The 12,795-nt window shown below is 67.3% G+C and carries 10 protein-coding genes; 3 read left to right on the top strand and 7 right to left on the bottom strand.

Annotated elements, in window-relative coordinates:
* Nucleotide 1: 1 nt before the first annotated feature.
* Nucleotides 2-2,356, top strand: coding sequence for a glycoside hydrolase family 65 protein (locus tag AWC31_RS25510; RefSeq protein ID WP_085147306.1), 2,355 nt, complete (start codon nucleotides 2-4; stop codon nucleotides 2,354-2,356).
* On the opposite strand, the gene AWC31_RS25505 is transcribed toward AWC31_RS25510, so the two are convergent.
* Nucleotides 2,353-2,925 (bottom strand): TetR/AcrR family transcriptional regulator, encoded by a 573-nt coding sequence (locus AWC31_RS25505; protein ID WP_085146712.1) that lies wholly within the window; start codon nucleotides 2,923-2,925, stop codon nucleotides 2,353-2,355. The two genes, AWC31_RS25510 and AWC31_RS25505, sit on opposite strands and share 4 nt — an antisense overlap.
* 74 nt (nucleotides 2,926-2,999) lie before the next feature.
* Here AWC31_RS25505 and AWC31_RS25500 point away from each other — a divergent pair, with 74 nt between their 5' ends.
* Nucleotides 3,000-3,902, top strand: a complete 903-nt coding sequence (locus tag AWC31_RS25500) for a TauD/TfdA dioxygenase family protein (protein ID WP_085146710.1) — start codon at nucleotides 3,000-3,002, stop codon at nucleotides 3,900-3,902.
* Here the strand turns inward: AWC31_RS25500 and AWC31_RS25495 are convergent.
* Both AWC31_RS25495 and AWC31_RS25490 read right to left on the bottom strand, forming a co-directional pair.
* The gene (locus AWC31_RS25495) at nucleotides 3,892-5,850 is read right to left on the bottom strand and encodes a YhgE/Pip domain-containing protein (RefSeq protein WP_085146708.1); all 1,959 of its coding nucleotides are present in this window, start codon (nucleotides 5,848-5,850) and stop codon (nucleotides 3,892-3,894) included. The two genes, AWC31_RS25500 and AWC31_RS25495, sit on opposite strands and share 11 nt — an antisense overlap.
* Complete coding sequence (locus AWC31_RS25490; protein WP_085146706.1) at nucleotides 5,850-6,560, bottom strand: P-loop NTPase family protein; 711 nt, start codon at nucleotides 6,558-6,560, stop codon at nucleotides 5,850-5,852. The genes AWC31_RS25495 and AWC31_RS25490 overlap by 1 nt, the downstream gene beginning before the upstream one ends.
* Nucleotides 6,561-6,609: 49 nt before the next feature.
* Here AWC31_RS25490 and AWC31_RS25485 point away from each other — a divergent pair, with 49 nt between their 5' ends.
* Nucleotides 6,610-7,233: a TetR/AcrR family transcriptional regulator gene (locus AWC31_RS25485; RefSeq protein ID WP_085146704.1), complete on the top strand. Its 624-nt coding sequence runs from the start codon at nucleotides 6,610-6,612 to the stop codon at nucleotides 7,231-7,233.
* Between the two features lie 3 nt (nucleotides 7,234-7,236).
* Here the strand turns inward: AWC31_RS25485 and phoU are convergent, their stop codons facing one another.
* From phoU to guaB, 4 genes are all read right to left on the bottom strand, one after another.
* On the bottom strand, nucleotides 7,237-7,896 hold the full coding sequence (phoU, locus tag AWC31_RS25480; RefSeq protein WP_067842667.1) for a phosphate signaling complex protein PhoU: 660 nt from the start codon (nucleotides 7,894-7,896) through the stop codon (nucleotides 7,237-7,239).
* Nucleotides 7,897-8,166: 270 nt separating this feature from the next.
* The gene (locus AWC31_RS25475; protein ID WP_067842663.1) at nucleotides 8,167-9,903 is read right to left on the bottom strand and encodes a GMC family oxidoreductase; all 1,737 of its coding nucleotides are present in this window, start codon (nucleotides 9,901-9,903) and stop codon (nucleotides 8,167-8,169) included.
* A gap of 184 nt (nucleotides 9,904-10,087) precedes the next feature.
* Complete coding sequence (locus AWC31_RS25470; RefSeq protein ID WP_198538775.1) at nucleotides 10,088-11,215, bottom strand: GuaB3 family IMP dehydrogenase-related protein; 1,128 nt, start codon at nucleotides 11,213-11,215, stop codon at nucleotides 10,088-10,090.
* A gap of 28 nt (nucleotides 11,216-11,243) precedes the next feature.
* Nucleotides 11,244-12,785: an IMP dehydrogenase gene (gene guaB / locus AWC31_RS25465; protein WP_085146702.1), complete on the bottom strand. Its 1,542-nt coding sequence runs from the start codon at nucleotides 12,783-12,785 to the stop codon at nucleotides 11,244-11,246.
* Nucleotides 12,786-12,795 lie beyond the last annotated feature (10 nt).

The raw sequence follows: 12,795 nt of genomic DNA, 5'->3' as shown, positions 1-12,795 counted from the left end.
GATGATCACCCACGACGCCTACCCGGTCGAACCCTGGCAGGTCCGCGAAACCCGGCTGGACCTCAACCTCCTGGCGCAGTCGGAGTCGTTGTTCGCGTTGTCGAACGGCCACATCGGCCTGCGCGGCAATCTCGACGAAGGCGAACCCTACGGCCTGCCCGGCACCTACCTCGCCGGATTCTTCGAAGTGCGGCCCCTACCGTACGCGGAGGCCGGATTCGGCTATCCCGAGGCAGGTCAAACCGTCGTCGACGTCACCAACGGCAAGATCCTGCGGCTCCTCGTCGACGACGAGCCGTTCGACGTGCGTTATGGCGACCTGATCGACCACGAGCGCACACTCGACATGCGGGCCGGGACGCTCACCCGCCATGCCCAGTGGCGATCGCCCGCGGGCAAGCAGGTGCGCATCGTCTCCACCCGCCTGGTGTCGCTCGCCCAGCGCGGGGTCGCCGCGATCGAATACGTCGTGGAGGCGATCGACGAATTCGTCCGGGTGACAGTGCAATCCGAGCTCGTCACCAACGAGGACCAACCCGAGACGACGGGCGACCCACGCGTCTCGGCAGTGCTCAAGCATCCGTTGCAAGCCGTCCATCACGAAAACACCGACCACGGCGCACTTTTGGTGCACCGCACCCGCGGCAGTGGGTTGATGATGGCGGCCGCGATGGACCACGACGTCGACGTGCCGGGCCGCGTCGAGGTCAGCACCGACGCCCGCGAGGATCTGGCCCGCACCACCGTCATCTGCGGGCTGCGGCCAGGTCAGAAACTGCGGATCGTCAAGTACCTCGCGTACGGCTGGTCGAGCCTGCGGTCACGCCCGGCGCTGCGCGATCAGGCCGCCGCAGCCATCACCGGCGCCCGCTACAGCGGGTGGCAGGGTCTGCTCGACTCGCAGCGGGCCTACCTCGATGAGTTCTGGGACTGCGCCGACGTCGAGGTTGAAGGCGATCCGGACTGTCAGCAGGCGGTGCGCTTCGGGCTGTTTCACGTACTGCAGGCCAGTGCGCGTGCTGAACGCCGCGCCATCGCGGGCAAGGGACTCACCGGCACCGGATACGACGGCCACGCGTTCTGGGACACCGAGGGTTTCGTGCTGCCGGTGCTCACCTACACCAAACCGCAAGCCGCCGCCGACGCGCTGCGGTGGCGCGCTTCGACGCTCGACATGGCTCGCGAACGCGCGGCGCTCCTCGACCTCAAGGGCGCCAGCTTCCCGTGGCGGACGATACGCGGCGAGGAATGTTCGGCGTACTGGCCTGCGGGCACGGCGGCCTGGCACATCAACGCCGACATCGCGATGGCGTTCGAGCGCTATCGCATTGTGACGGGCGACGATTCACTGGAGAAAGAGTGCGGCCTCGCCGTGCTCGTCGACACCGCCCGGCTCTGGATGTCGCTCGGCCACCACGACCGCCACGGCGTGTGGCATCTCGACGGGGTGACCGGGCCCGACGAGTACACCGCGGTGGTCCGCGACAACGTGTTCACCAATCTGATGGCCGCCCACAACCTTCGGGTCGCGGCCGACGCGTGCACCCGCCATCCCGACGCGTCCTACGCGATGGGCGTGACCACCGAGGAGACCGCGGCCTGGCGAGACGCCGCCGATGCCGCCCACATTCCCTACGACGAGGAACTGGGCGTGCATCCGCAGTGCCAGGGGTTCACGACCTTGGCCGAATGGGACTTCGACGCCAACACCACCTATCCGCTGTTGCTCAACGAGCCCTATGTCCGGCTCTACCCGGCGCAGGTGCTCAAGCAGGCCGATCTGGTGCTGGCGATGCAGTGGCAGAGCCACGCCTTCACCCCGGAACAGAAGGCCCGCAACGTCGACTACTACGAGCGGCGCACGACGCGTGACTCGTCGCTGTCGGCGTGCACGCAGGCGGTGATGTGCGCCGAGGTCGGGCATCTCGAGCTCGCCCACGACTACACCTACGAAGCCGCGATGATCGATCTGCGCGATCTGCACAACAACACCCGCGACGGGTTGCACATGGCTTCACTGGCCGGTTCCTGGACCGCGCTGGTCGGCGGATTCGGCGGTCTGCGTGATGACGAAGGCATCCTCTCGATCGACCCGCACCTGCCCGACGGCATCTCGTGTCTGCGTTTCCGGTTGCGCTGGAAAGGCTTTCGCGTGACGGTCCATGCCGACCACCAGCAGGTCACCTACACGGTCCGCGACGGACCCGACCACACCCTCGCGATCCGGCACGCCGGAAAAGACCTCGTGATCAACACGAACGCGCCGACCACCGTCGCGGTGCAACCCGTGCGCCCGCTGCTTCCGACCCCGCCGCAGCCCGTGGGACGCGAGCCGTTGCGGCGCCGCGGCGGCTAGCGGTCCGGTTCGAGTATTCGCGCGATCTCAGCACCGACGCTGTGTTGCACGTCGGCTCGGCTGACCTCTTCGATGCCGGCCGCCGAGCGCAGGAACGGTTCGAACAGGCGCCAACCCAATTGCAGAGCAACCGCATTCGCCACCGCCATGCGGGCCCGGCGCTCGTCATCGAATTTCGGCACCACCTCGTCGAGCAGCCGTGCGACGCCAGGGAACCGGGTCTGCAACTGGCCCACCGGATAGCCGTCGAGCAAGGCTCTCGCCATGACGCGCGTGTGCTGGTCGAGGGTGCGTTCGATGTCGTCGGCCTCGGCACCGTCGCCCAACAGCGCGGTGAGGCGCGCCCCGAGGTGTTCGAGCACGGCGCCGACAAGGCGTTCCTTGGTGCCGAAGTGCCGATAGACGAGCCCATGGTTCACGTTGGCGCGCGTGGCGATGTCCCGGATCGAGGTGCCGGCCGGACCACGTTCGGCGAACAGTTCCGCGGCGCCGGCCAGCGTCGCCGCCACCACTTCGTCGCGGCCGACCGGGCTTGCGCCGCGCTTTGCCGGTGGCGTGGGCGTAGTCACGTGGCTACACTAGCGCAAGTCAGGGTGTAGTCAGTTGACTACACCAGGCTCCACCAGCGCAGAGGACTACACCGATGACTGCTCCCACCACCGTTCCCGTTTCCGTGACAAAGCTCGGCAGCCGCATCGGCGCCCGCGTCGACGGCGTGCGACTCGCCGGCGATCTCGATGACGCCACCGTCGCCGAGATCCGGTCGGCACTGCTGCGGCACAAGGTGATCTTCTTCCGCGATCAACACCACCTGACCGACGACGAGCAGTACGCGTTCACCTGTTTGTTGGGCACGCCCGTCGGCCATCCCACGATCAGCCAGGCGATGGGCCAGGAATCGATCATCACGCCGATCGATTCGGAGTACGCCAAAGCCACGCGCTGGCACACCGACGTCACGTTCGTGCCCAACTACCCCGCCGCCTCGATCCTGCGCGCGGTCACACTGCCAAGCTACGGCGGTTCCACGCTCTGGGCATCGACGGCTGCGGCCTATGACGCGCTGCCCGAGGCGCTCAAACACCTCGCCGACAATCTGTGGGCCGTGCACAGCAACCGGTACGACTACGCCGCGGCCACGATCCCGCTGACCGAGGAACAGCAGCTCATGCGCGCTGCATTCGAGAAGCCGGACTTCCGCACCGAGCACCCGGTGGTCCGCGTGCATCCCGAGACCGGCGAACGGACATTGGTGGCCGGAGACTTCACGCGCGGGTTCCTCGGCCTCGATCCCCACGAGTCGCAGACGCTGTTCGAGTTGTTGCAGCGCCGGATCACCATGCCGGAGAACACCATCCGCTGGAACTGGGTGCCCGGCGACGTCGCCATCTGGGACAACCGCGCCACCCAGCACCGTGCGGTCGACGACTACGACGACCAGCACCGCGTCATGCACCGCGTGACGCTGACCGGCGACGTCCCGGTGGATGTCCACGGACAGCACAGCCGCGGACTCGGCGATGCGGCCCGGCTGGTCACATCTTGATCGCCGGCATGAGCCTGATCAGGTTCCACGTGCGGTTGCGGCGGGCCGACAGCGACGAGATCACCAGCGCGCCCGCCCAGATGAGCAGCAGCGTGATGATGGCCTGCCACAGCCGGAAGTCGATGCCGCCAAGGATGAGCTGACGTAAACCGTTGACGCCGTATGTCATCGGGTCGTAGTTGTGGAACACCTGGAACGGCCGTGACGTGGTCTCCACCGGGTACATCCCACCGGCGCTGACCAGTTGCAGCATGAGCAGCGCCATGATCAGGACGCGCCCCACCGCGGGGCCCACCAGTGCGTTGACCGCCTGCGTCGCCGCGACGAACGCACACGACACCAGCATCATGAACGCCAGCATCGCCACCGGGTGCACGACGTGCATGCCGAGGGCGAACCGCACCACGCAGTAGAGGATCAACGCCTGAAAGAGTCCGATCACCGCCGCGGGCAGGTAGCTGGCGAGCACCACGCGAATAGCCGGCACCTCGGCGGCGATCGGCCGGGTCTGCAACGGCCGCAACACCATCCACAGCACGAGCGCGCCGAAGAACAGCGCCAGCGTGATGAAGAACGGCGCCATGCCGGTGCCGAAGTTCGGCGCGGCGTTCTCGTGCGAGTTCTCCAGGTTAACGGGGCCGCCGATGGTGTCGGCGATCGCGTCCTTCTGCTGGGTGGTCCAGTTGGGTACCTGGCTCGCGCCATCGGCGAGTTTGGTGGCCAGTTCGGACGAGCCTGTCTTGAGTTGTGCGGTACCGGATTTCAGTTCGCCCGCGCCGTCGTCGAGCTTGGCTATACCGCTTGCCAATTCGGCGTTTCCGGACGCGAGCTGCTGGGCTCCGCTGCGTAGTTGGGTGAGCTTGTTCGTGAGATCCTGGCCTTTCGAGCCGACCTGGTCGAGCGCGGAGTTCAGCGGACTTCCCGGTGTGCGAAGATTCGTCGTCATCGAGATGGCGGCGTTCTCGGCGTCGGTGAGTTGACCGCGGATCTGCGGCGTGAACTGGTGGCCGCGAAGTTGATCCTCTATGCCACGCAGCGTGCCTACGGCGTTGACAGCCAACGGATCCTGACTCACCGACAGCTGATCGATCACCGTGGACAGCGACGTGGCGGCGGCGTCCTGGGCATCGGCGATCGTGCCGATCTGGTCGTTGGCCTGCTGCAGCGCCGTCGCGCCCTGCTGCAGTTGCTCGGTGTCACCGCCGATCTGGGACAGTGCCTTGCTCACCGTCAGCAGCGGGTCGGTGGCCTTGGTGATGCCGTCGGAGAGCTGCTTGGCCCCGGTGGACAGCTTCGCCGAGCCGGACCGCGCGGTGTCCAGCCCCGATGCCAACTGGCCGGCGCCGTCGTCGACCTTCGCCGCACCGTCGGCGAGTTGGCTCGCACCGTCGGCGGCTTGCTTGATGCCCGAGCCGGAGGTGACCACCACCGACAGCACCTGATTGACGGCCTGGCCCGATATCCGCGTCGAGACGGCGTTGAGCACCTGGTCGATCGCGGTGCGGCCGATGTTCGACGAGATGTAGTTGTTGGCGTCGTTGTACACCGCGATCAGGTTGGCCTGCTTGGGTTCTCCGGTCAGCGGCGACGCGATCGCCTCGCTGAAGTCCGGCGGCAACTCGAGCATGAAGTAGTACTCGCCGTGGTCGACTCCGCGGCGGGCCTCGTCGGCGTCGACCACGTGCCAGTCCATGCTGGCGTCGTCGGTCAGGCTCTTGGCGATCTCGGCGCCGGCGTTCACATGCTGCCCGGACACGTCGGCACCCCGGTCGGAATTGACCAGTGCCACCGGCATCTTGTCGACCTGGCCGAACGGATCCCAGTACGCCCACAGATACAGCGCCCCGTACACCAACGGCAGCAGCATCAGCACCACGATGGCCGCCCGGGTCATCCGGCTGCGGCCGAAGCGTTTGATTTCGGAGCCGAAGGCGAGTGCGGCCGGCATCAGTTGTCCTTCCCGATCAGAATGCGGTGATCGTGTAGGCCGTGGTCAGGAGCGTCGGACCCGAGCGGGTTGGTGACCCCGACGATGACGGTGCGTTGTTCGGCGATGACGCCGAGCCGCTCGACGGCGATCGTCCTACGGGAGTTGTCACGCACCTGCTCGAGGTCGCCGACCACGAGGATCGGGCGGTCCGAGAAGCGCGCCAGGGTGACGCGCAGCAGAAACAGCTCGAGATCCGACAGTTCGCTGATGTAGGTCTTCGCCGATGGCGCGGGCAGTTCACCGAACACCTCGGCGAGCGCGGCCTCACCGGCCTCGGTAAGCACCCGCGCGTACCACGGCGCGAGCCACCGACGCTGCTCGGCGAGCACCGTCTGCACGGTCACCGACTCCTCCAGATCGTCGATGTCGGGGAACGCCGCGATCGCGCAGTGCCGCCGAATCGCCTTGGGCTCGGTGTCCCCGGCCACGGTGACCGTGCCGTAGGTCGGCTTGAGCCGGCCCGCGAGCGTCAGCAGCAGCGCCGTCTGGCCCCAGCCGCCGGGCATCTGGATCGCGTGGAAGCCCGGCGTCAGCTCGAGGTCGATGTTCGAGAACAACGGCCCGTGCTCGCCGTCGACGCCGAGACCGGAGGCCGTGATCAGCGCCGGGACCTCGTGCTCTTCGTCGGGGTCCTGCGGTGCAGCGACGTCGTCGTCAACGTCAGCCATGTGCCCACACCTTTCGATACTTGCGAGTATCCATTCAATACTCATGAGTATGCTGTCGGGTATGTCGCCCGTCAAACCCGCACGTATTCGCCCCACTCGCGGCGAGGTCCGCGACCGGATCCTGGACGCGGCACTCGAGGTTTTCGCGGCCGAGGGGTTCGCCGGCGCCACCATCGACGCGATCGGTCAAGCCGCCGGTTTCACCAAGGGCGCGGTGTACTCCAATTTCGAGTCCAAGGACGAGTTGTTCCTGGCACTCCTCGACCGCCAGTTCGAGACTCGCGGTGAGCTGATCGCGACCGCGTTCGACAGCGGCGGCGGCGACACCGCGGCGACCGCCGACGCGTTGAGCCGGTCAATGCTCGACTCGATTCACGAGCAGCACGAGTACCACATCGTGCTCATCGAGTACTGGCTGCGCGCCATGCGGGATCCAGAGCTACGCCAACGCCTGATCGCGCGCCGCCGCGCCGCGGCAGAGCAGGCATTGCGCGTCGTCGAACAGGCAGGCACCACCCTGCCGCGTCAACAGCTCGACGGCCTCGCCCAGCTCGTCGTCACCATCAGTGCGGGCATCGCGATGGAAGAGGTGCTCCAACCCGGGACCATCGACGCCGAATCGCTCGCGCGCCTCATCTCGGCGCTGCTCGAATCGGCGCCCGCCGGCGACTAGGGGTCAGGCCAGCTTCTTGTGCACCGGCATCCCGCCGGTCGCCTCGAAGATGACGCGCTTGCCGATCTCCACCGCATGGTCGGCGAACCGTTCGTAATAGCGGCCGAGCAGGGCGACGTCGACGGCCGAGCACACCCCGGTCTGCCACTTGTGGTCGATCAGCAGCGTGAACAGGTGCCGGTGCTCGGCATCGACGGCGTCGTCCTCGGCACGCAGTCGCGCCGCCGTGTCGGGATCGCGGGACAGCAGCACCTCCTGGGCAGTGCCGGCCAGCTGAACCGCCCTGGCCCCCATCTCGGCGAAGCTCGCGCGCACGTCTTCAGGCAGGGCGCACTGCGGATGCCGCAGCCGCGAGATGTTGGCGACGTGCACGGCAAGCGCGCCCATCCGGTCGATGTCGGCGGCGATGTGCATCGACCCGACCACCATCCGGAGTTCGCCGGCAACGGGCTGCTGCAGTGCGAGCAGTTTGAAGGCCGTGTGTTCGACCTCGCGGTTGAGGGCAGCGATGTGTTCGTGGTCGGCGATGACCTCTTCGGCCAATGTCAGATCGGCATCGAGCAGGGACCGCGTCGCGCGCTCCATCGCGCTCTTCGCGAGACCGCACATCTCGCTCAACCGCACACCCAACGCCGACAACTCGTCGTGGAACACGTCTCGCATGCCATATCCTCCCAGCCGGGAGCCACACCGCCCCCAAAGTTGGGGCTTGTTTACCCAAACCAGGGCTGTTTCAATCCGCCCGCGGCGACGACGCCGTCCCGCGTGAGGGTCGTCCCTTGAAGCACTGTGACGAACGTGCAGGTTTTCGCGCCCAAAAGCCAAAACCACCACGAAAAGTCGCACGCTCGTCACAGGCATCGACCCGCCACATACTGAACCTCAGGCCACAACCTTGGGTGACAACGAGCCGGTACGTCCTCAACCCACCGCTCAGCCGGCCGAGCTGACGGGTTCGATGGGCAACCGACGCAGCGCGGCGGGCGCCTCTGCGGGCACGACCGGACGCTCGGGCGCGATCGGCGCCAACCGGCGATACGGCTCGCCCTGTGCCGGACGCTGATCCTGCTCGCCCTTGTTCGGCCACAGCGCAGCCGCCCGCTCGGCCTGCGCGGTGATCGAAAGCGACGGATTGACACCGAGATTCGCCGAGATCGCGGCGCCGTCCATGACGTAGAGCGTCGGGTAGTTGTAGACGCGCTGGTACGGGTCGATGACACCGTGTTCCGGGCTGTCGCCGATTGCCGCGCCACCAAGGAAGTGCGCAGTCAGCGGAATGTTGAAAAGCTCGCCCCAGGTGCCACCCGCGACCCCGTCGATCTTCTTGGCGATGCGCCGCGTCACCTCGTTGCCCACCGGGATCCACGTCGGGTTCGGCTCACCGTGGCCCTGTTCGGACGACATGATCCGCACGCCCAACCGAGTCCGCTTGGTGAACGTGGTGATCGAGTTGTCCAGATGCTGCATCACCAGCGCGATCACGGTGCGCTCACTCCACCGGCTCGGGTTGAGCAGCCGGATCAGCTCGCGGGGGTTCTCACCGGCCTGGTTGAAGAACTGCCGCCAGCGTGGCACATCGGTGCCCTGCGGCCCGGCGCCATCGGTCATCAGCGTCTGCAGCAGACCCATGGCGTTGGAGCCCTTGCCGTACCGCACCGGCTCGATGTGAGTGTCGGCGGTGGGATGGATCGACGACGTGATCGCGACACCGTGCGTGAGGTCGAGATCGGGCGACACCGAGAGCCGGCCCGCGCCGACGATCGACTCCGAGTTGGTGCGGGTAAGCACGCCCAGCTTGGCCGACAGCCTGCTCAACTTTCCGGTGTCGCGCATCTTGAACAGCAGCTTCTGCGTGTTGTAAGTGCCCGCGGCCAGGATCAGATGCGTCGCGGTGAACTTCTTGCGTTTGCGGCGCAGCTTGCGTCCGGTCGGCACCGTGGTGACCTCCCACAGCCCGTCGGGCCGCTGCTCGAAACTCGTCACCGTCGTCATCGGATGCACTTGCGCGCCAGCGGATTCCGCGAGCCCGAGGTAGTTCTTGACAAGCGTGTTCTTGGCTCCGTGCCGACATCCCGTCATGCATTCGCCGCACTCCAGGCAACCGGTGCGGGCTGGCCCGGCACCGCCGAAGTACGGGTCGGGCACCGTCTTGCCCGGCGTCTTCTGCCCGTCGGGACCGAAGAACACGCCGACGGGCGTCGCGACGAACGTGTCGCCGCAGCCCATCTCGTCGGCGACCTCTTTCATCACGCGGTCGGCGTCGGTGAACGTCGGGTTGGTCACCACGCCGAGCATCCGCTTCGCCTGGTCGTAATGCGGCATGAGCTCGGCGCGCCAGTCGGTGATGTTCTTCCACTGCGGGTCGTTGAAGAACGGCTCCGGTGGCACATAGAGCGTGTTCGCGTAGTTGAGCGATCCGCCGCCGACGCCCGCGCCGGCCAGGATCATGCAGTTGCGCAGCAGGTGGATGCGCTGGATCCCGTACATGCCGAACTTCGGCGCCCACAGGAACTTGCGCAGATCCCACGAGGTCTTGGCAAAGTCGGCGTCGGCGAACCGCTGCCCGGCTTCGAGCACGCCAACCCGATAGCCCTTCTCGGTGAGCCGCAGCGCGCTGACGCTACCCCCGAATCCGGAACCGATAACCAAGACGTCGTAGTCAGGCTTCATGTGATCAGTATGACGCTACCGGCAGGTAACTTCTAGACAGGAGGCCCTAACTTGTAAAGGAGATGTCCGTTTCGGAGGGTTCACCTCGGCCCGATTGTCACGCTAGCGCGACGCTCGGGCGCGACAGCCACGCCAGCGTGACAATCGCGGGCATGGGCGGCCGAGTGCCGAGGAGCGGCAACGATCAAGAGCCGACCGTGAGCCCGACCTTCTGGAATTCCTTGAGATCGCAGTAGCCCGCCTTGGCCATGGACCGGCGCAAGCCGCCGACCAGGTTCAGCGAACCGAACGGATCGTCGGACGGGCCGGTGAGCACCTGCTCGAGCGCGGGCCGCTCGCCGAGGGCCACCTGCAGGAGCGCACCGCGCGGCAGTGACGGATGCGCCGCGGCTGCCGGCCAGAACCAGCCGCCACCGAGCGCCTCGGCCGAGGTCGCCAGCGGCGTGCCCAACACGACGGCGTCGGCGCCGCACGCGATGGCCTTGGCGAGATCGCCCGAAGAGTGGATGTCGCCGTCGGCGAGCACGTGCACGTACCGGCCGCCGGTCTCGTCGAGGTATTCGCGGCGTGCGGCGGCGGCGTCGGCGATCGCGGTGGCCATCGGGACGCTGATGCCGAGGACCTCGTCGCTCGTGGTGACACCGCTCGTCGAGCCGTAGCCGACGATGACGCCCGCCGCGCCGGTACGCATGAGGTGCAGCGCCGTGCGGTGGTCGAGGACGCCGCCTGCCACGACGGGTACGTCGAGCTCGGAGATGAAGGTCTTGAGGTTGAGCGGCTCGCCGTCCTGCGCGACGCGTTCGGCCGAGATGATGGTGCCCTGGATGACCAGCAGGTCGATGCCGGCCTGGACCAGCGTCGGCGTCAGCGCCTGCGCATTCTGGGGACTGACCCGCACTGCCGTCGTCACGCCCGCTTCACGGATCCGGGCGACCGCGGCGCCGAGGAGATCGGGATCGAGCGGTGCGGCATGCAGTTGCTGCAACAAGCGGATCGCGGCCGACGGCTCGGGCTCCTTGGCGGCGGCCTCGATGACCTGGGCGATCTTCTCCTCGACATCGGCGTGCCTGCCGATCAGGCCTTCGCCGTTGAGGACGCCGAGCCCGCCGAGCCGACCGAGCTCGATCGCGAACTCCGGCGACACCAGCGCGTCGGTGGGATGTGAGACCACCGGGATCTCGAACCGGTAGGCATCGAGCTGCCACGCCGTCGACACATCCTTCGACGAGCGAGTGCGCCGCGACGGCACGATCGTGATGTCGTCGAGTTCATAGGTGCGGCGGGCAGTTCTGCCCATGCCGATTTCAACCATGTCACGCATGACCTGAAGACTCCCCTTGTCAGCGGGTGTAGTAGTTGGGTGCCTCGACAGTCATCGTGATGTCGTGCGGGTGGCTTTCCTTCAGCCCGGCCGCCGTGATCTGCACGAACTGAGCCTGCTGCAACTGCTCGATGGTGGCCGAGCCGGTGTAGCCCATCGCGGCGCGCAGGCCGCCGGTCAGCTGATGGATGACCGTCGACAGCGGCCCGCGGAACGGCACGCGGCCCTCGATGCCTTCCGGAACGAGCTTGTCCTCGGAGAGCACATCGTCCTGGAAGTAACGGTCTTTCGAGTAGCTCTTCTGCGGGCCACGTGTCTGCATGGCACCGAGTGAGCCCATGCCGCGGTAGCTCTTGAACTGCTTGCCGTTGACGAAGATCAGCTCGCCGGGCGACTCTGCGGTGCCGGCCAGCAGCGACCCCAGCATCGCAGTCGATGCCCCGGCGGCCAGCGCCTTGGCGATGTCACCCGAGTACTGCAGACCACCGTCGGCGATCACCGGAACGCCGTAGGGCTTGCAGGCCGCGACGGCCTCCAGGATCGCGGTGATCTGCGGGGCGCCGACACCGGCGACCACACGCGTCGTGCAGATCGAACCGGGACCCACACCGACCTTCACCGCGTCGGCGCCTGCCTCGACCAGTGCGGCCGCGGCGGCGCGCGTGGCGACGTTGCCGCCGACCACCTCGACGCGGTCGCCGACGACCGTCTTGAGCCGGTGCACCATGTCGAGCACGCCGCGGTTGTGGGCGTGGGCGGTATCGACGATCAACACGTCGACCCCGGCGTCGACCAGCGTCATGGCCCGCGTCCAGGCGTCATCACCGACGCCGACCGCGGCGCCGACCAGCAGCCTGCCGTCGCTGTCCTTGGTGGACAACGGGAACTGCTCGGTCTTGACGAAGTCCTTGACGGTGATGAGACCCGTCAGCTTGCCGTGCCCGTCGACGATCGGCAGCTTCTCGATCTTGTGCCGGCGCAGCAGCCCGAGCGCGGCTTCGGCCGAGACGCCTTCCTGGGCGGTGATCAGCGGCGCCTTGGTCATCACCTCGGAGACCGGCTTGCTCTGATCGACCTCGAAGCGCATGTCGCGGTTGGTGATGATGCCGACGAGCTCGCCGGTGTCGTCGACAACCGGTAGCCCGGAGATACGGAAGCGCGCACACATCGCGTCGACCTCGGCGAGCGTGTTGTCGGGCGAGCACGTCACCGGATCGGTGACCATGCCGGCCTCGGACCGCTTGACCGTCTCGACCTGCCCGGCCTGCTCACCGACCGGCAGGTTGCGGTGCAGCACACCCATGCCACCGGCGCGGGCCATCGCGATGGCCATGCGCGCCTCGGTGACGGTGTCCATTGCGGAGCTGACGAGCGGCACCCGCAGCCGGATCTTGCGGGTCAGCTGGCTGGAGGTGTCCGCGTTGGCGGGCACCACATCCGAAGCGGCAGGCAACAGCAGCACGTCGTCGAACGTCAGGCCGAGCATGGCGATCTTGGTCGGATCGTCGCCGCCGGTCGGCACCGGTACGGCAATGGGAACGCTGCTTTCAGCGATCGACATGGGCGGGGCC

The organism is Mycolicibacterium wolinskyi, from assembly GCF_002101965.1.
GTDB classification, from domain to species: domain Bacteria; phylum Actinomycetota; class Actinomycetes; order Mycobacteriales; family Mycobacteriaceae; genus Mycobacterium; species Mycobacterium wolinskyi.
Note: the sequence above shows the minus strand (reverse complement) of the source record. Positions and strands in the feature narration are given on the sequence as shown.